Source organism: Streptomyces sp. IBSBF 3136 (genome assembly GCF_036815105.1).
GTDB lineage: Bacteria > Actinomycetota > Actinomycetes > Streptomycetales > Streptomycetaceae > Streptomyces.
The window spans coordinates 24539-42168 of sequence record NZ_JAJSZC010000054.1; the positions used below are offsets into that span (position 1 = coordinate 24539).

Genomic DNA, 17630 nt, shown 5'->3' on the forward strand with positions numbered 1-17630 from the left:
AGCGGGCGTGGTTCAGGGCGTCAAGGTGGAGCGCGCCACTGTACGAACGACCTTGACGCCCTGAACCACGCCCGCTCGGCTCTGCCTGGGTCGGCGGTGGACGGGATGAGAGCACCCGCGCACGCCACTACGGGCCCGCGGTCGGAAACGACGCCCCTCCATCCCGGTGCCGGCCGATCCCCCGCCGGAGGCAGTGCCTTGACCGCGGCCGCTCTATGCGGTGACCGACTCATGGCCGCCGGCCCTATCCACATGTGGGCGCGCGTCGGCGCAGCGCGGGCGGAGCGGGCCGAAGGCAGGAGCGTCGCCCGCAGCGGAGCCGGGAAGCGCGCCCGGCGGAGCGGAGCGCAGCCGGGGCTTGAACCAGTAGAGAAAGTTGTAACTCAGTCGGTCGCGTGGGCCTTGAAACGGTATGCGCACGCCGGTAGTTCGGTGCCCTTTCGGTGGGCCAGCGGCAGGAAGAGCACCGGTCGGATCGTCCACGTGATCCGGGTCCTGGCGTGGGTGACAGACACCGTGCACGGCTCCGCCCGCAACAGGGCTCGACGCGTTTCGATGCGGCCCTCGTACAGCCACTCCCACGCCGCGTCGGAGGCGTCCGCGTCCAGTGCCGGTGAGATCGTGCGGAGTACGACCGCTACCCAACGGTCCGCCTGCGGCGCGGAGTAGGCGTCGAACGATGCCAGCAGTGCCGGCGGCCACTCCCCGGTCCAGCACTCACACCAGTAGCCCCGCTGCGGTGGCGTCATCAGCATGGGAAGCCTCCACGCCGAGCGTCCGCGTACAGCTCCGCGGTGACCGTGTGGCCCTGGTCGCTGTTGTGGACGACGACCCGGTGAGCGATGACGCTCACCATGCCCAGGCCCCGGCCGTGCTCGGCGTCCTGGTCCTGGTGCTCGACCTTCGGGGCCGTCCCCGTGCCGCCGTCGTCCGTGACCGAGACCGCCACCACCTGAGCGGAGACCGCGACGGCCAGGTGGAAGGTGCCGTGCTCCCGGCCGCTCGCCGTGTGAAGGATCGCGTTCGCGCTCAGCTCGCTCACGATCAGTTCGGCGTCGTCGGCTAAGGGGGAGCCGCGCAGGATGTCACGGGTCCATCGGCGGGCCCGGCTCACCTCTTCTGGGGATCCTGGGCAACTCAGCCCCCAGACCCGAGCTGCACTCGTATACTCGTGCATACAAGTTCCCTTACGCTGGTAGGCCGCCATGTGCAGCGGGTTCGGGCTAGACGAGTTTCACGCCGTCGTGGGCGCGGATGGCCGGCGGGGTCGTCGCGTCGAGTGCGTCCAGGACGCGGATCGAGTACGCCTCGTCGGCAAGCTCGGTGACCTCTTCGCGGGTGGCCCAGCGCAGCGCGCAGGTCTCGTCACCGGTGGTGGGCACACCGTCGGCGGCTTCACAGCGGAAGACCAGCGAGACGATCAAGCCCGTCATGTTCTTGTAGACGCCGGTCAGAGTCGCGGGAAGCGCGATCTTGATGCCGGTCTCTTCGAGGACTTCGCGCTGAAGGGCTTCCGGGATGGTCTCCTCGCGTTCGAGGATGCCGCCCGGCGGCTCCCAGTGGCCGTTGTCCCGGCGCAGGATCAGGAGGGCCCGGCCCTGGTCGTCCACGACGACCCCGGCAACGCTCACGGAGTGCGGGCGTTCAGTGCTCACGTTCCTCGGCCCTCTCGGCTGGCTAGGCTCTCCACCGTAGCAACAGAACTCGCCCACTCGTCTAGATACCTAAAGGAGTACTCACGTGAGCCCTCTTCCTTCGGGCCTCCTCGGTGATCTCGACCCCACGAGCGATCGTGCGGTCTTCCGGCAGATCGCCGACCAGCTGCGCGAGGCAATCGACCGTGGGCGATTCCGTGAGGGCGAGAAGCTGCCCTCCGAAGCCGAGCTGGTCGAGCACTACGGCGTCTCCCGGATGACCGTCCGGAACTCCTTCTCCGTCCTCACGGGCGAGGGCCTGGTGCACGCCGAGCACGGCAAGGGCGTCTTCGTCCGGCCGCGTCCCCCGGTGCGCCGGCTCGCCTCCGACCGGTTCGCCCGGCGCCACCGCGAGCAGGGCAAGTCCGCCTTCATCGTGGAGGCCGACGCCGCAGGCAGTCATCCGACGGTCGACAGCCTTGAGGTCAAGGAGGAGAAGCCCAGTCAGGACATCTCCACCCGGCTCGGGTCGGTGCGGCGCGTCCTCGCTCGTCGGCGCCGGTATCTCCTCGACGGGCGGCCGGTCGAGTTCGCGACCTCCTACCTCCCGCTCGACATCACCCGCGGCACACCTATCGCCGAGCCCAACCCCGGTCCCGGCGGCATCTACGCCCGCCTCGAAGAGCTGGGGCACCACCTCGACCACTTCGAGGAAGAGATCCGCGCCCGCATGCCCTCGCCCGCAGAGGTCAAGCTCCTGCACCTGGCGGCCGGCGTGCCTGTCATCCACCTGATCCGGACCGCCTTCGACACCGAGGGACGCGCCGTCGAGGTCTGCGACACAGTCATGGCGGCGGACGCGTACGTCCTGTCGTACCAGCTCCCGGCGACCTGATCCCAGGAGTGGCGGTAGTGCGCGGGGACGCTTCTCCGAACTCGTACACACCGACACGCTTACTCGTATAGACGAGTGGGCAAGTTGTGTGGCAAGGTGATCCACGTGATCCCGGAGATCGGGCTCACGGATCGACTCTTGTATAGACGAGTAGATATTGGCAGTACCTTGCGCACCATCCGCGTTGAGACCTCCGCCGCGACGATCCTCCTCACAAAGGGCGATCGCCTTCGAGGCTGGTGAGCTGTACGTGGATCACCAGATCCAGCGCGCGGGCCGGCAGATCCTCCACCGGGAGACCAAGACGGAGGAGTCCGACGACTTCCTTCCGCTCCCCGAGTTCTGTCTGCGGGCGCTCCGGATGCGGCGGGCCCAGCAGACCGGGGACCGGAAGGCGGCCGGGGAGCTGTGGCAGGACACTCGTGGGCTGATCTTCACCACGAAGTACGGAACGCCGATCGAGCCGGGGAACCTGACCCGCATGTTCGCCCTGCGGGCCCGGCGCGCCGGGCTCCGCGTGATCCCGCTCCGGAACACTCGGCACACCTGCAGCTCGCTCCTGGTGGCGCTCAAGGTGCACCCGAAAGTCGCGCAGCGGATCCTGCGGCACTCACAGATCGCCATGACGATGGAGGTCTACGCCGAAGCCAGCGAGGAAGAGGTGCGGGCCGCGGTCGGCAAGCTCTCCGATGCCATGGGCGGCGCCGGCTGATGCCGTTGCTGTACTCAGCTGCTGTACGACCCTGAAACGCCAGAGGCCCCGGATCTCTCCGGGGCCTCTGATCTGTGTGCACTCGGCAGGATTCGAACCTGCAACCTTCTGATCCGTAGTCAGATGCTCTATCCGTTAAGCTACGAGTGCTTGTTCTTTTGTTTTGCCTTCGCTCCCGGCCCTTTCGGCCCGCTCGCGGCGACAGGAAGAACATTACATGACTGCCGCCGTCATGTGAAATCCGATTCGCATACCCCTTGCGACCTGCGAAAACACCGATCCGGGGCCGGATCGGGGGGCCTACGGACACCGGCCGGGGAACGCCCGAAGCCCCGGTCCTTGGGACCGGGGCTTCGGGATCAGGCGCGGAGGCGGAGGGATTTGAACCCTCGATGGGCTTTAAGGCCCAAACCGCATTAGCAGTGCGGCGCCATAGACCGGACTAGGCGACGCCTCCAGCACAACCACTCACGCGAGCGCGCGACCGGTGCGTGCAGATGATGACACAGTCGAGCGTGCTGTCACCAATCGACGTCCACGGTACTAGGCGCGAGGGCCACAGGGCAAAGGGCTTCGGCCGGCGGGGCGGCGGGCGCGTGTCGGGCGCAACGTGCGGGGCCCGGCGGCGTTGGGCAGCACATGGTCTCCGTCTCTTTCCTGCCGGTCCTCCCGCGCGGCGCCCGGGCCGCCGCTCTCGCCGCCGCCTCGGTCACCCTGGCCGCGCTCACCGCCGTACCCGCCGCGACCGCGTCCGCCGCCCCCACGCCCGTACGGCCCGAGGACCGGGCCGGCGACCACCTCACCCTCGTGGTGCGGCACGCGGGCCCGGCCCGTGACGGGAGGTACGAGCTGTTCTGCCACCCGGGGGCCGGCCGTCACCCGGACGTGGCGGGCGCCTGCCGGGTGCTGGACGCGAACACCCAGTGGGGCCGGGACACCTTCGCCCCGGTGGACCCGGACAGCGTCTGCACCCTGATCTACGGCGGCCCGGCCACCGCCCGGGTCACCGGCACCTGGGCCGGCCGGCCCGTCGACGCCCGCTACGACCGCGGCAACGGGTGCGAGATCGCGCGGTGGGACCGCATGGTGCCCTTCCTGCCACGGGTCGGTTCCTCCTCGGGAACGACCTCGCGAACGACCCCGTGGCAGCCCCCGCGACAGCCCGCGTCACGGCGCCCGCGGACGATTTCCTAGGGACCGCCCGGTTCGTGAAGGACCGGCGAAGGACCTGCGGAGCCGGGGCCCGTGGGCCCCGCCGGGGAACCCTGCGGTCACATGTTCGCCGTCACTTCCTCGTGCGACCTCCCTCTCATCCGGCGTCGCGAGCGCAACCGAAGCCCTTAGACTCCCTCGCGTGACACGCCGCGGGCCGGTTGGCAAGATGGCCCGAGCGGTCGGCTAGGTGCGGTAACAGGGAGGAAGCGTCTCGTGAGCAGCAGGCCATCCCGAGGCGCTGCTCGCCTCGCAGCCATACTCGACGCGCTGCCCGACGCGTTGGTCCTGGTCAACGCCAACGGAACCGTCGTCAACGCCAACACGATCGCCCTGGAGGCGTTCGAGGCGCCGGGCACCGCGCTCGTGGGGCGCGGGCTGCTCGATCTGCTGCCCCAGTTCGACTCCCGGTTGATCCCCGGCTCGATGCGACGGCCCGACCACATGGACCCGCGCGGCCGGACCAAGCCGACCCGGATGGTCGCGCGCCGGACGGACGGCTCCGAGTTCCCGGTCGAGGTCACGAGCGCGAACCTGGAGAACGGCCAGCAGGCGTACGACGGTTACGGCTACACCGGCGACGAGCTGCTGATGCTCGTCGTGCGCGACCTGTCCGGGACCGTGGACACCGAGGCCGAGCTGGCCCGTTCGCAGCGGCAGACCGAGATGATCCTGCGGGCCGCGTCCGAGGGCGTCGTGGGCACCGACACCGACGGGCGGATCGTCCTGGTCAACCCGGCCGCCGCCCAGATACTGGGTTACCGGGCCGGTGAGCTGGGCGGCAAGGAGCTGCACACCCTCGTGCTGCACTCCCGCGCCGACGGCTCCCCGTTCCCGTACGACGAGTCGCCGCTCGCCGACACCCTGCGCTCCGGGCGCAAGCACCGGGTGCGCGGGCAGGTGCTGTGGTCCAAGGGCGACCGGAAGGTGTCGGTCGACCTGACCACCGCGCCCGTGCGCGACGGCGACCAGCTCGTCGGCGCGGTCATGACCTTCACCGACCGGCGCCCCTACGACAGCCTCGCCGAGGAGAAGGCCGCGCTGGAGAAGGCGCACGCCGAGGAGCTGGAGCGGCTCGCCGAGGAGCACGCCTCCGACCTGACCGCGCTGCGCCAGCAGCACGTCACCGAGGTCGAGGAACTGCGCGAGAAGCACGAGGAGGAGCTGGCGGCCGGCGAGGAGCGGTACGCCGCGCTCGGCGAGCGGGAGAAGGACCGCTACGAGGCCCTGGCCGGCCGGCACGAGCAGCTCCTCACGCTGCTCGGCCAGTCCCTGCGCGGGCCGCTGGACGAGCTGCGCCGCGAGCTGGCCGCGCTGGCCGCGGACGACGCCGGGCAGCTGTGGCCCGAGGCCAACCAGGTGCTGCACCACCTCTCGGCCGGGTACTCACGCATCACCACCCTCATCGACAACGTCCTCGGCTACCAGCGCCTCGACGCGGGCCTGGAGGACATCACCCGTACGAAGGTGATGCTGGACGCCGTCGTCGCCGCGGGCGTCGAGGGAGCCGTCGAGCTGATCGGCCCCGGCCGCGTGCAGTTCGCCGTGCACGCGCCGCCCATCGAGGCCGAGGTCGACCCGCAGCGGCTCGCCACCGCGCTCGCGCATCTCGTCGCGGACGTGGCGGGCGTCGACGCCACCGGCAACACGCCCGTCTCCGCGGGCGGTTACCTGGACAACACGGTCGTGGTCGCGGCCGCGCAGCGCGGCGAGGTCGCGCGCATCGAGGTGCGCGGGCCGTACACCGGGGGCGACCCGGTGCACGAGCCGATGGTGCGCGGGATCGTGCGCGCGCACGGCGGTGTGCTGCAGACGCACGACGTGCCCGGCATGAGCGGCAGCGCGTACGTCCTGGAGGTCCCGCTCGGCGGCGGGGCCGGGGCGGTCGCCGCACCGGCTCCCGCCCCCGGGAACGCCCTGGAGGCGGCACCCGGGCCGACCGACGGCCCGGTGACCGCCGAGCAGGGCGTGGGCGGCCGGCGACGGGCCCGGCGGGGCTCCACGGACGCATTCCTGGACAGCGACGTTCCCGGTGACCCGGGCGACGGCGAGGCCGGGGAGAACCTGCCGACCGGGCGGCGCCGGCGGCGCGCGGCGGCCGCCGTCGAGGCGGCGCCGGCCATCGTCGAGGGCCCGGAGACCGGGTCCGGCGGGACCGGACGGCGCCGCGGCCGGCCCGCCGAGAACAACGCGGACCCGGGTGTCTCCGAGGGCGCCGTGATGACCGCGGCCGAGCACGCCGCGGGAACCGCCGCCGCGGGCAGCGGACTCGGCGGCACGGCCGTGCCGCCGCAGGGCGTGCCCGCCCCCACCGGGCGCCGCGCCCGGCGTGACTCCGACGAACCGCAGGCCGCCCTGCCGCCCGCGCTGCCGGCGGCCGGGGTGCTGCCGGACGGGCCCGTACAGGGCGAGGACGGACAGCCGACCGGACGACGCCGGCGCGCGCTGGCCGCCGCCGCCGAGCGGGCCGCCGCGCAGGAGGCGGGCTCCCGTACGGTGTTCGCCCTGCCCCCGGCCGAGGCCGACCGCTCCCCGGAGCCGGCGGACGCCGCGGCGGGCGCCGGTACGGCCGTGACCCCGGGCGTTCAGGTGCCCGGCCAGGTGCGGGTGCCGGCCGACGGGGCGCCCGGGCAGGACGGCGGGCACGACGCCGTACCGCTCGACCAGGCCGAGGACCACACCCCGCCGCAGCCGCATCCCACGAGTGCGCCGACCGGTCGCCGCAGGCGGGCCGTGGCCCACCCGGGGGAGGCCGTGGAGGCGGCGCCCGCCGTCCCCGGCGCGCCGGGCCAGCTCGCCGGAACCGTTCCGGCCCAGGCGGCTCCCGTCCAGGCGGCCCCTGTTCGGCCCGGGCAGGTCCCGCCGGTTCCGGGCGCGGGTGTCCCGGCCCAGGGCAGCGCGGCTCCGGCCGGTCCCGGCGGTCCCGCGGTGGCGCAGCCGGCTCCCGGTCAGCCGACACCCGGTCAGCCGGTCGCCGCGCCGCACACCGCCGTGCCCCAGGCATCGGTGCCTCCCACCGGTGCGCCCCAGGCCGCCGCGCCCGGCACCGCCGTACCGGACGTGACCGTGCCCGCCCAGGGCACCGCCGGTCAGGGCGTGCCGGTCGCACCGGGACAGCCGGTTCCGGCGCAGCCCGCTACCGGCGGACCGGTGCCCGCGCAGGCCGTGCCCGCGCAGGCCGCCGTGCCCCAGGGGCAGCAGGCGCCCGCCGTGCCCGCCCCGCTGGCTCCGCCGGCCGGTGACCCGGCCGCGCCCCGGACAGGTCAGCCGCTCCCGGCACAGGCCGCGCCGGCCGCCGCCCCGGTGCCCCAGCAGTGGCCCGGCGGCGACGGCACCTCGGGTGCGGGCGTACCGGTGCCCCAGGCGGGCCCCGCGCCGCAGGCCGCGCAGCCCGGCTCCGCCACCCCCGCGCCCGGCGCCCCGCTCCCCGCGGAGCACACCGGCGCGCAGCGGGCGGCCCAGCCGTTGCCCGCCGAGGCGCCGGGACCCGCGGTCGACCCCAACTCCACCCAGGGCCGGGCCATCAGCGTGCGCACACTCGGCCAGGGCGTGCCGTTCGCCCGGCAGGCGGCACAGGTGCAGCTGCCGACGGCGACCCCGCCCCCGCACGCGCCGGGCGGCTCCGGCCGCAGGCGCAAGCTGGGCACGCGCCCCGACCCGGCCGCGCAGCCGGAGCAGCAGCCGGAGCAGCCGGGCCGCCCGCACCCGTCGGCCGAACAGCCGCCCGCGCAGCCCTCGCTGGCCGGTCAGTCCCGGCTCGCCCCGGCCACCGAGGGCGCCGGACGGTCGTACGCCATAGGCGCCCCCGACGCGAACGCGGCCGAGGGTCCCGAGCCGCTGGACGGTCCCGGCGGGGCGGTCGAGGTCGCGGACACCCCGCGCCCGCAGCCGCTGGACGACGAGCTGCCGCCGGAGCCGCTGGACAACCCGCGCCGGCTGCTGGTGTGGCCCGCGCCGGACGTGACGACCCAGCAGGCGCTGAGCGACCGTGGCTACCGGCCGGTGATCGTGCACTCGCGCGAGGAGGTCGACGCCCAGATCGCGGCCTTCCCCGCCGCGCTGTTCGTCGACCCGCTGACCGGTCCGATCACCCGTACCGCGCTGCAGTCGCTGCGCCAGGCGGCGGTCGCGGCCGAGGTGCCGGTGCTGGTCACGGCCGGGCTCGGGCAGGCGACGCGCGAGGCGGCGTACGGCGCCGACCCCGCCGTGCTGCTGAAGGCGCTGGCGCCGCGGGACAGCGAGCAGCACCCGCCGCGGGTCCTGCTGATCGAGGAGCACGCGGAGATCGCGCTGGCGCTGACCGCGACCCTGGAGCGGCGCGGGATGCAGGTGGCGCGGGCCGCGAGCGACAACGACGCGGTGACGCTGGCGGGGCAGTTCCGGCCCAATCTCGTGGTGATGGACCTGATGCAGGTGCACCGCCGGCAGGCCGGGTTCAGCGGGATCATCGACTGGCTGCGGGCGAACGGGCAGCTCAACCGCACCCCGCTGGTCGTCTACACCGCCGCCGTCGACCAGGCCGACCTGCCGCGGCTGGCCTCGGGCGAGACGGTGCTGTTCCTCGCGGAGCGGTCCACCAGCCCCGAGGTGCAGGCGCGGATCGTGGACCTGCTGGCCGGCATCGGCACCAACTAGGACGTGCCCCCGGGGGCGACCAACCGGCGGGCCGCCTCCTTGATCGAGGCGCGCAGCCGCGCGCGGTCGGAGTCCTCGCCGCCGGTGAGGACGCGCCGCATCTGCGGGACGACGGCGGTCCAGTTGGCGAGGGCGACCAGGAGGAAGAGCAGGTCGCCCGGGGGGATGGCGTCGGTGATGACCCCGCGGGCCTGGCCGTCCTCGATCGCGGCGACCTTGCGGGCGTAGTGGTCCTGGCGCTCGGTCTCGTCGGGCAGTTCGGCGCTGCCGTACTCGATGCCTTCCCAGAAGAGCAGGCGCAGCAGTTCGGGGTGGGCCGCGTGGTAGTCGAGGAGCCGGTCGACCCAGCCCCCGATGTCGTCGGGGTCGACGGGCACGGCCGCGGCCAGATCGACCATGCACCGGCCCAGGACCTGGGTGAACAGCTCCGCCTTGTTGCCGAAGTAGGCGTAGATCAGCTGCTTGTTGGCCTTGGCAGCGGCCGCGATGCGGTCGATGCGGGCGCCCGCGATGCCGTGCCGGGCGAACTCGGCGACCGCCGCCTCGAAGATGCGGGCCCGGGTGGCCTCGGGGTCCCTGACTGCTCCCATGCGGTCAGCGTACCGCCCAAGTAACCAACTGTTTGGTTGACATGGAATTGGCGAGCGGTGCAGTCTGTTGAGGCAACCAACCAGTTGGTTACGAGAGTCGACTCCAAGGAGTGCCGCCGCTCATGCCGTCAGCGACCACCACCCACCAGGGACCGCGCACCCGGGTCCCCGTCCCCGAACGGGCCGCCTCCGGCCGGCTCTTCCTCCTGCTGATCGCCGTCTGCACCGCCGTCACGGCCGCCAACATCTACCTCGCGGCGCCGCTGCTGCCGCTCATCGCCCACGACTTCGGCACCGCCCCCTCCGCCGTCACCTGGATCGCCTCGGTCGCCCAGTTCGGCTACGCGGCCGGACTCCTCTTCTTCGCCCCGCTCGGCGACCGGGTCGACCGGCGCCCGCTGGTCGCCCTGCTCTCGCTGGCCACCGCGGCCGCGCTGTGGCTCGGTGCGGCCGCGCCCGGCGCCGCCGCACTCGCGGCCGCCGTCTTCGTGGCCGCCGCGGCCACCGTGATCCCGCAACTGCTGGTCCCGCTGGTCGCCGCACGCGCCCCGGCCCACCGCCGGGCGCGCCATGTCGCGGCCGTCATCGCCGGTCTGTTCACCGGGATCGTCGCGGCCCGGGTGGCCGGCGGTCTGGCCGGGCAGGCCTTCGGCTGGCGCTGGGTGTTCGCCGGATCCGGCGTGCTGACCCTCGTCCTGGGCCTGGCCACCGCCCTGGCCCTGCCGCGGGAGCGGCGCCACCGGACAGGGGCGCTGTTCTCGGGCATCGCCGAACTGCCCGGACTCGTCCGCCGTTCCCCGGACCTGTGGCGGGCGTGCGTGCGGCAGGCCGGGATGTTCGGCGCCTGGAGCGCTCTGTGGACCTCGCTCGCCCTGCTGCTGACCGGCCCGGCCTACGGCCTGTCGACCGCGACCGCCGGCCTGTTCGGCCTCTTCGGCCTCACGGCCACCGCGGTGGCCCCGCTCGCGGGCGGCCTCGTCGACCGCTTCGGCGCCGCCCAGGTCGTGCGGTACGCCTATCTGCTGGCCGCCGTCTCCGTGCCGCTGTTCTGGCTCGGCGGTCAGATCCTCGTCGCGCTGTTCGTGGCCGCCGTCGCCCTGCACGCCGCCCTGGTCGCCTCCCACGTGGCCAATCAGACGCTGGCCCTGACGACCACCTCCGCGCCGGCCACCGCCAACACCGCCTACGTGGTCGCCGGCTTCACCGGCGGTGCCCTCGCCTCCGTCCTGGCCGGTCTCGCCTACGCCCACTGGGGCTGGGGCGGGGTCAGCGCGGTGGCGGGGATCTGGCTGGTGCTGGGCTGGGGGAGCACGGCGGCCCGTCGGTGACGGCGGCCGCGCTCCCCTGCCGGGTGCCGGTCAGAGCCGGGTGACGTCCAGCGTGCCCTCCGCGTACCGCCGGCGCAGCACCTTCTTGTCGAACTTGCCGACGCTCGTCTTCGGCACCGCCTCGACGATCGTCCAGCGCTCGGGGAGCTGCCACCGCGCGATGGCGGCCTCCTCGGACAGGAAGGCGCGCAGGGACTCGAAGTCGGCGGTGGCGCCCTCCCTGAGGACGACCGTGGCCAGCGGGCGCTCGCCCCACTTGTCGTCGGGCACGGCGACCACGGCGGCCTCGGCGACGTCCGGGTGGGACATCAGCGCGTTCTCCAGCTCGACCGAGGAGATCCACTCGCCGCCGGACTTGATGACGTCCTTGGCGCGGTCGGTGAGGGTGAGGAAGCCGTCCGGGGAGATGGTGCCGACGTCCCCGGTCTTCAGCCAGCCGTCCTCGCTGAACTTGTCGTCGGGGCGCAGGGGTTCGGCGTCGGGGCCGTTGTAATAGGCGCCCGCGATCCAGGGGCCGCGCACCTCCAGCTCGCCCGCCGACTCGCCGTCCCAGGGCAGGCGTTCGCCGCCGGGTCCGGTGAGCCGGGCCTCGACGCCGGCCGGGAAGCGGCCCTGGGTGAGGCGGTAGGCGAACTCCTCTTCGGTGCCGACCGCGTGGGCCGGCGGGCGGGCCACCGTGCCGAGCGGGGAGGTCTCCGTCATGCCCCAGGCGTGGCAGACCCGCATGCCGAGCCGGTCGAAGGCGGCCATCAGGGAGGGCGGGCAGGCCGATCCGCCGATGGTGACCTGGGTCAGGGTGGAGACGTCCCGGGGCTCGGCCGTCAGTTCGGCGAGCAGGCCCTGCCAGATGGTGGGGACGGCGGCCGCGTGCGTCGGCCGCTCCCGCTCGATCATCTCGGCGAGCGGGGCGGGCTGCAGGAACCGGTCCGGCATCAGCATGTTGACGCCGGTCATGAAGGTGGCGTGCGGCAGGCCCCAGGCGTTGACGTGGAACTGCGGCACCACGACCAGCGAGGTGTCCTGGTCGGTGAGGCCCATCGACTGCGTCATGTTGACCTGCATGGAGTGCAGGTAGATCGAACGGTGGCTGTACACCACGCCCTTGGGGTCGCCGGTGGTGCCGGAGGTGTAGCACATCGCGGCGGCCTGGCGTTCGTCCAGCTCGGGCCAGTCGTAGGTGTCGGGCCGGCCGGCGATCAGCTCCTCGTACTCGTGCACGCGGGCGGTGCCGCCGTGCAGCGGGGTGCGGTCGCCGGGGCCGGAGACGACGACGTGCTCCAGCGTGGGCAGCTTGGGCAGCAGCGGCGCGATCAGCGGGATCAGCGAGCCGTTGACGATGACCACGCGGTCGGCGGCGTGGTTGACGATCCACACCAGCTGCTCGGCGGGCAGCCGCAGGTTGAGGGTGTGCAGCACCGCGCCCATGGAGGGGATCGCGAAGTACGCCTCGACGTGCTCGGCGTTGTTCCACATGAGCGTGGCGACCCGCTCGTCGTCCCGGACGCCCAGTTCGTCCCGCAGGGCGTGTGCCAGCCGGGCGGTGCGGGCGCCGATCTCGGCGAAGGTGCGCCGGTGCGGCTCGGCCTCGCCGGTCCAGGTGGTCACCCGCGACGAGCCGTGGACCGCCTGCCCGTGGGTCAGGATCCTCGAGATCAGCAGCGGTACGTCCTGCATGGTGCTCAGCACGGCGTCCTCCCGGGCGACATTGCCTACGCGGTGGTAGAGGTTGCGCTGATTCTGCGCACATACCGCGCGGTATGTCACTAGGGGGCGGCAAACTCGGGGCCTCGCGAGGCCCCGGGAGGCCGCGGGAGGGGACGAAATGCGGCGCTAGCGGACGAGGACCAGCTCGGGGTCCTCGCGCAGTTTGCCCAGGGCCCGCGAGACCGCAGACTTCACCGTGCCCACCGAGACCCCGAGCACCTCGGCCGTCTGCGCCTCGCTGAGGTCCTCGTAATACCTGAGGACGACCATGGCCCGCTGCCGCGCGGGCAGCTTCGTGATCGCCCGCCACATGGCGTCGTGCAGCGCCTGCCGTTCGGCCGGGTCGTCCGCGCCGGGCGCCGGGTCCGGCTCGGGCAGCTCGTCGCAGACGTACTCGTCCACCCGGCGCTTGCGCCACTGCGAGGTCCGGGTGTTCAGCAGCGCCCGGCGCACATAGCCGTCGAGCGCCCGGTGGTCCTCGATCCGCTCCCAGGCCACGTACGTCTTGGCCAGCGCGGTCTGCAGCAGGTCCTCGGCGTCGCTGGGGTTGGCGGTCAGCGAGCGGGCGGTGCGCAGCAGCACCGGCTGGCGGGCCCGCACGTACGACGAGAACGAGGGGTACGTGGGGGTCCCCCCGGCCGCGCGGAGCCGGCGGGTCTGTCCCGCTGGATCGGCGACGGCCGAGGCGCTGGTGCAGACGGGTGTGGTCATGGCTCCACGCTAGGAGCGGACCGTGCGCCGGGGATCGGCCCCAGGTCCCGAAGCCTCGTCCCCCTCAGGTTGTAGGGGTGGGGCTTCCTGCACCTCCTGAAGGTGGACTGCGGGTGTACCTCTCTACGGGTTCACCCCTGAGTCGTCACCCGTCGGCCGTCAGCACCAGCCCCGAGGTGGGCACCCCGGTGCCTGCCGTCACCAGCACCCGGGACGCCCCCAGCACCTGGTTGACGGACGTGCCCCGCACCTGACGGACCGCCTCCGCCACACCGTTCATCCCGTGCAGGTACGCCTCCCCGAGCTGGCCCCCGTGGGTGTTCAGCGGCAGCCGCTCCGCCGCCACGAACCCCGGCGCCTCCCCCCTGCCGCAGAAGCCGAACTCCTCCAGCTGCATCAGCACGAACGGGGTGAAGTGGTCGTAGAGGATGCCCACGTCGATGTCGCCCGGGCCGTACCCCGACGTCCGCCACAGCTGCCGGGCCACCACCCCCATCTCCGGCAGGCCGGTCAGGTCGTCCCGGTAGAAGCTGGTCATCTGCTCCTGCGCCCGGCCCGCGCCCTGGGCGGCCGCGGCGATCACGGCGGGCGGCCGGGGCAGCTCCCGGGCCCGTTCGAGCGACGTCACCACCAGGGCCTGGCCGCCGTCGGTCTCCTGGCAGCAGTCCAGCAGCCTGAGCGGCTCCGCGATCCAGCGGGAGGCGGCGTGGTCGGCGAGGGTGATGGGGCGGCCGTGGAACCAGGCCGCCGGGTTCGTCGCCGCGTACTTGCGGTCCACCACGGCCACGTGGCCGAACGCCTCCGGGGTCAGGCCGTGGGCGTGCAGGTAGCGCTGGGCCGCCATCGCCACCCAGGAGGCCGGGGTGAGCAGCCCGAAGGGCAGCGCCCAGCCGAGTGCCACCCCCTCCGCGGTCGGCTCCCGGTGCCGCACGCCCGCGCCGAACCTGCGGCCCGACCGCTCATTGAAGGCCCGGTAGCAGACCACCACCTCCGCCACGCCCGCCGCGACCGCGAGCGCCGCCTGCTGGACGGTCGCGCAGGCCGCCCCGCCTCCGTAGTGGACGCGGGAGAAGAAGGACAGCTCCCCCATCCCGCAGGCCTGGGCCACCGTGATCTCCGGGCTGGTGTCCATCGTGAACGTCACCAGTCCGTCCACGTCCGCCGGGGCGAGCCCCGCGTCGTCCAGGGCGGCCCGCACCGCCTCCACCGCCAGCCGCAGCTCGCTGCGCCCGGAGTCCTTGGAGAACTCGGTGGCCCCGATGCCGGCGATCGCGGCACGGCCGCCGAGGAAGTCCCGTGCGCGGGCGCTCATGACGCGGTCCCCCGGCCGGGGAGGGCGGCGGGCAGGGTGACGGTCACCGTGCCGGTCACGTGCCGGCCCAGGGCGTTGTCGCCCGTCACCCGTACCGTGGCCGTGTCCCCGTCGACCTGTTCGACCCGGCCCGTCAGCACCATGGTGTCCCCTGGGTAGTTGGGCGTCCCCAGCCTGATGGCGACCGCGCGGAGCACCGCGGCCGGGCCGAAGTGGTCCGTGATGTACCGGCCGACCAGCCCGTTGGTCGTCAGGATGTTCATGAAGACGTCGGGCGCCCCCTTCCGCCGGGCCAGCTCCGGATCGTGGTGCACGTCCTGGTAGTCACGGGAGGCGATGGCCCCTGCCACGATCAGGGTGCGGGTGATCGGGATCTCCAGCGGCGGCAGCGCGGCGCCCGGCGCCGGTGGCCTCGGCTCCCGGGCCATGTCAGCCCTCACCCCCGACCACCCGGAAGACCGGCAGGACCAGCGCGCCCTCCCCGGCGCCACCGGGGTCCGGGGTGCCCCGGGCCCCCGAGGACGCCGAGCCCCCCGGGGCGTCGTACGTGCGGAACTCCACCCGGACCGGCAGGCCGATGCGCACCTTGTCGGGCGGCACCCCCACCACGTTGCTCACCATCCGCACTCCTTCGGCGAGTTCGATCAGGCCGACGGCGTAGGGGCCCCCGGTGCCGGTGCCGGTGCCGTGACCGGGTTCGGTGCCGTGACCGGGTTCGGCGAAGGCCGTGGAGGGCGGGTGGTGCATCACCACGTACGAGTAGACCGTGCCCTCGCCGCTCGCCTCGACCGTGTCCCAGTCCAGGCACCCGCAGGCGTTGCAGCCCGGCAGCCACGGGTGGCGCAAGGTGCCGCAGCCGGTGCAGCGCTGGACGAGGAGCCGGTGCGCGGCCACGCCCTCCCAGAAGCCGGCGTTGTCCCGGTTGACGACCGGCCGGGGACGCCCGGCCCGGGTCTCGCGGGCGGCGGGGGCGTACTTGAGGATGCGGAAGCGGTGCGTGCCCACGAGGTCGGCGCCGACCCTGACGTCCATGCGGGTCGTGACGAAGTACCCGGTGCCGAGCTTCGTGGACTTGCGGCCGGAGACCGACTCGATCACCGCGTCGAAGGTGACCTGGTCGCCCGGGCGCAGGGGCCGCAGGTACTCCTGCTCGCAGTCGGTGGCCACCACCGAGGTGCAGCCCGACTCGTCGAGCAGGGCGAGGAGTTCGTCGTACGCGCCGGTGCGGCCGTCGTGCCCGGACAGGCCGCCCATCGTCCACACCTGGAGCATGGTGGGCGGGGCCGTGGCGTCCGGTCCGCGGTACGCCGCGCCGGTGTCGCCCATCGCCTCGCACCAGTGCCGGATCATGGGGGTGTTCACCGGGTCCTTGCCGACGCCCCCGACGGCGGCCGCGCGCCCCTCGTACGTCCTGAGCCGCGCCCCCAGCGGGTCCGCCTCACCGCTCACCCAGGCCCCCTCGTCGTCCCGAGCCGCTTCGCCGCGACGATTTCTGACTGTCCGTCAGATACGCAGCCCTGTCAAGGCCGGGCGGCACCGGGAAACGCCTGCGCGGCGGCACCGAAGCACCGCCGCGCAGACGCCTTGCGACCCCGAAGCACACCCCTGAGGGCCCTCCCCACGAGGGACCTCAGCCTGGACTCACCACCACAGCGGCGTGAAGTGGACGGCCACGTTCCCGTTGCCCTGCTGGAGGGCCGTCCAGGCGGACCCGTTGACCTGCGCGGTATTGCTCTGGTTCGTCGCCCCCGAGCCGACCGCGTTCTGTTGTGTGGTGGACGAGTTTCCGTTGTTGTCGTGTCCGACGCCGCTGCCGACGACGCTGGCCACTCCGGCGTTCGATCCGTCGCCCGCGAGGGCGCCGTTGTCCGCCGCGGCGACACCGGCGAAGAGAGCGGCGGCGAGCGGGAGCGCGGAGACGGCGGCGATGACGCGGGCGGTACGGATACCTGCCATGTTGTTCCTCCAGAACAGGGCGCTCATCGGTCCGGGGACCGACAGCACGTGAACTACGGCTATCAGCAGGGCGGTTGGCCGACCGCCTCAGGCTTTCGTGAACGACGTCGCGAGACCAGAGTTGCCCACCGAATCCCCGGCGAACCATCCCGGAAGCCGTGATTCCCACGCAAGCGTGAGGACAAGTCGATAAACCCCTATCGCCACTTTTGATCTCCTCTCGCCACAACAAGCAACAGAGCAGACCTTCGGCCACCCAAGCACCACAAGAGGCGAATCGTTCCGCCGTCCCTTCCGGCCATTTCCCCTGGTCCGGCGCGCCGCATGGGACTCCCGCTTCCCTTTTTCGAACATGAGTACGAACATGGACCCATGGCCACCACCGACCGGCAGGCCACGACGCTGGCCCTCGCACACGCCCTGTCAGCCGCCGAACGCGGACTGGCCGTCATCCCCCTGTCCCGGACGAAGCTCCCGGCCCTGCGCTCCCCGCACCGCGACGCCCCCGGCCCCACGCCCTGCCACGGCCAGTGCGGCCGCTACGGCCACGGCGTGTACGACGCCTCGACCGACCCGGCCCGCATCCGCGCCCTGTTCGCCGCCGCGCCCTGGGCCACCGGCTACGGCATCGCCTGCGGCCTGCCGCCATACCACCTGATCGGCGTGGACCTCGACACCAAGACCGGCACCGACTCCTCGACCGCCTTGCGCGAGCTGGCCCTGCGCCACCTGTTCACGATCCCCGAGACGGTCGTGGTCCTCACCCCCAGCGGCGGCCGCCACCTGTGGCTGACCGGCCCCCCGGACGTCGCCGTCCCCAACTCGGCCGGGCGGCTGGCCCCCGGCATCGACATCCGGGGCGCCGGCGGCTACCTCGTGGGCCCCGGCTCCCGTACCGACCACGGCGCCTACGCCACCGCGCCCGGCACCGCCCACCTGGC

At 73.3% G+C, this 17630-nt stretch carries 15 protein-coding genes, 2 tRNA genes and 1 pseudogene; 6 read left to right on the top strand and 12 right to left on the bottom strand.

Annotated features, from left to right (window positions below; translation table 11 throughout):
- Window positions 1-383: 383 nt before the first annotated feature.
- From V7E45_RS14510 to V7E45_RS14520, 3 genes are read right to left on the bottom strand one after another with little or no spacing between them, the layout of a single operon-like run.
- Window positions 384-755: a hypothetical protein gene (locus V7E45_RS14510; RefSeq protein ID WP_333774558.1), complete on the bottom strand. Its 372-nt coding sequence runs from the start codon at window positions 753-755 to the stop codon at window positions 384-386.
- Window positions 749-1177, bottom strand: coding sequence for an ATP-binding protein (locus tag V7E45_RS14515; RefSeq protein ID WP_333774559.1), 429 nt, complete (start codon window positions 1175-1177; stop codon window positions 749-751). Before V7E45_RS14515 ends, V7E45_RS14510 begins: the two co-directional genes overlap by 7 nt.
- A 46-nt stretch (window positions 1178-1223) precedes the next feature.
- A complete protein-coding gene (locus V7E45_RS14520; protein WP_333774572.1) occupies window positions 1224-1631 on the bottom strand; it encodes an NUDIX hydrolase in 408 nt (135 codons plus the stop codon).
- A 109-nt stretch (window positions 1632-1740) separates the two neighbouring features.
- Between V7E45_RS14520 and V7E45_RS14525 the strand changes: the two genes are divergently transcribed.
- Together V7E45_RS14525 and V7E45_RS14530 are read left to right on the top strand one after the other, a co-directional pair.
- Window positions 1741-2529, top strand: a complete 789-nt coding sequence (locus V7E45_RS14525; RefSeq protein WP_333774560.1) for a GntR family transcriptional regulator — start codon at window positions 1741-1743, stop codon at window positions 2527-2529.
- A 220-nt stretch (window positions 2530-2749) separates the two neighbouring features.
- Window positions 2750-3241: pseudogene (locus V7E45_RS14530) on the top strand (tyrosine-type recombinase/integrase); the annotation flags it as partial.
- Between the two features lie 77 nt (window positions 3242-3318).
- On the opposite strand, the gene V7E45_RS14535 reads toward V7E45_RS14530, so the two are convergent.
- A tRNA-Arg gene (locus V7E45_RS14535) sits at window positions 3319-3391 on the bottom strand.
- 216 nt (window positions 3392-3607) lie between these two features.
- A tRNA-Ser gene (locus tag V7E45_RS14540) sits at window positions 3608-3698 on the bottom strand.
- Between the two features lie 182 nt (window positions 3699-3880).
- On the opposite strand from V7E45_RS14540, the gene V7E45_RS14545 reads away from it, so the two are divergent.
- Window positions 3881-4435 carry an SSI family serine proteinase inhibitor gene (locus V7E45_RS14545; protein WP_333774561.1) on the top strand — a complete coding sequence of 185 codons (555 nt, stop codon included), beginning with the start codon at window positions 3881-3883 and terminating at the stop codon, window positions 4433-4435.
- A gap of 234 nt (window positions 4436-4669) precedes the next feature.
- The gene (locus V7E45_RS14550; protein ID WP_333774562.1) at window positions 4670-9088 is read left to right on the top strand and encodes a hybrid sensor histidine kinase/response regulator; all 4419 of its coding nucleotides are present in this window, start codon (window positions 4670-4672) and stop codon (window positions 9086-9088) included.
- Here the strand turns inward: V7E45_RS14550 and V7E45_RS14555 are convergent.
- Entirely contained in the window at window positions 9085-9678 is a 594-nt protein-coding gene (locus V7E45_RS14555) for a TetR family transcriptional regulator (protein WP_333774563.1), read from the bottom strand. The genes V7E45_RS14550 and V7E45_RS14555 overlap by 4 nt on opposite strands.
- Before the next feature lie 122 nt (window positions 9679-9800).
- Here V7E45_RS14555 and V7E45_RS14560 point away from each other — a divergent pair, with 122 nt between their 5' ends.
- Window positions 9801-11006 (top strand): MFS transporter, encoded by a 1206-nt coding sequence (locus V7E45_RS14560; protein ID WP_333774564.1) that lies wholly within the window; start codon window positions 9801-9803, stop codon window positions 11004-11006.
- 30 nt (window positions 11007-11036) lie between these two features.
- On the opposite strand, the gene V7E45_RS14565 is transcribed toward V7E45_RS14560, so the two are convergent.
- The 6 genes from V7E45_RS14565 to V7E45_RS14590 form a co-directional block, all read right to left on the bottom strand.
- Complete coding sequence (locus V7E45_RS14565; protein WP_333774565.1) at window positions 11037-12692, bottom strand: long-chain fatty acid--CoA ligase; 1656 nt, start codon at window positions 12690-12692, stop codon at window positions 11037-11039.
- A 144-nt stretch (window positions 12693-12836) separates the two neighbouring features.
- A complete protein-coding gene (locus V7E45_RS14570; RefSeq protein ID WP_333774566.1) occupies window positions 12837-13421 on the bottom strand; it encodes a SigE family RNA polymerase sigma factor in 585 nt (194 codons plus the stop codon).
- Window positions 13422-13566: 145 nt separating this feature from the next.
- A complete protein-coding gene (locus V7E45_RS14575) occupies window positions 13567-14733 on the bottom strand; it encodes a lipid-transfer protein (RefSeq protein ID WP_333774567.1) in 1167 nt (388 codons plus the stop codon).
- Entirely contained in the window at window positions 14730-15161 is a 432-nt protein-coding gene (locus V7E45_RS14580; RefSeq protein WP_333774568.1) for a MaoC/PaaZ C-terminal domain-containing protein, read from the bottom strand. The genes V7E45_RS14575 and V7E45_RS14580 overlap by 4 nt, the downstream gene beginning before the upstream one ends.
- 1 nt (window position 15162) lies before the next feature.
- On the bottom strand, window positions 15163-16182 hold the full coding sequence (locus V7E45_RS14585) for a bifunctional MaoC family dehydratase N-terminal/OB-fold nucleic acid binding domain-containing protein (RefSeq protein WP_333774569.1): 1020 nt from the start codon (window positions 16180-16182) through the stop codon (window positions 15163-15165).
- Between the two features lie 192 nt (window positions 16183-16374).
- A complete protein-coding gene (locus V7E45_RS14590; RefSeq protein WP_333774570.1) occupies window positions 16375-16689 on the bottom strand; it encodes a hypothetical protein in 315 nt (104 codons plus the stop codon).
- A 372-nt stretch (window positions 16690-17061) separates the two neighbouring features.
- Between V7E45_RS14590 and V7E45_RS14595 the strand changes: the two genes are divergently transcribed.
- The coding region (locus tag V7E45_RS14595; protein ID WP_333774571.1) for a bifunctional DNA primase/polymerase at window positions 17062-17630 on the top strand (569 nt) is incomplete at its 3' end.

What these genes read in the sequence shown, in the direction of transcription:
- V7E45_RS14590 (WP_333774570.1), bottom strand. Translation starts at nt 16,689, where the DNA reads ATGGCAGGTATCCGTACCGCCCGCGTCATCGCCGCCGTCTCCGCGCTC.
- V7E45_RS14555 (WP_333774563.1), bottom strand. Translation starts at nt 9,678, where the DNA reads ATGGGAGCAGTCAGGGACCCCGAGGCCACCCGGGCCCGCATCTTCGAG.
- V7E45_RS14515 (WP_333774559.1), bottom strand. Translation starts at nt 1,177, where the DNA reads ATGCACGAGTATACGAGTGCAGCTCGGGTCTGGGGGCTGAGTTGCCCA.
- V7E45_RS14575 (WP_333774567.1), bottom strand. Translation starts at nt 14,733, where the DNA reads ATGAGCGCCCGCGCACGGGACTTCCTCGGCGGCCGTGCCGCGATCGCC.
- V7E45_RS14570 (WP_333774566.1), bottom strand. Translation starts at nt 13,421, where the DNA reads ATGACCACACCCGTCTGCACCAGCGCCTCGGCCGTCGCCGATCCAGCG.
- V7E45_RS14510 (WP_333774558.1), bottom strand. Translation starts at nt 755, where the DNA reads ATGCTGATGACGCCACCGCAGCGGGGCTACTGGTGTGAGTGCTGGACC.
- V7E45_RS14560 (WP_333774564.1), top strand. Translation starts at nt 9,801, where the DNA reads ATGCCGTCAGCGACCACCACCCACCAGGGACCGCGCACCCGGGTCCCC.
- V7E45_RS14545 (WP_333774561.1), top strand. Translation starts at nt 3,881, where the DNA reads ATGGTCTCCGTCTCTTTCCTGCCGGTCCTCCCGCGCGGCGCCCGGGCC.
- V7E45_RS14580 (WP_333774568.1), bottom strand. Translation starts at nt 15,161, where the DNA reads ATGGCCCGGGAGCCGAGGCCACCGGCGCCGGGCGCCGCGCTGCCGCCG.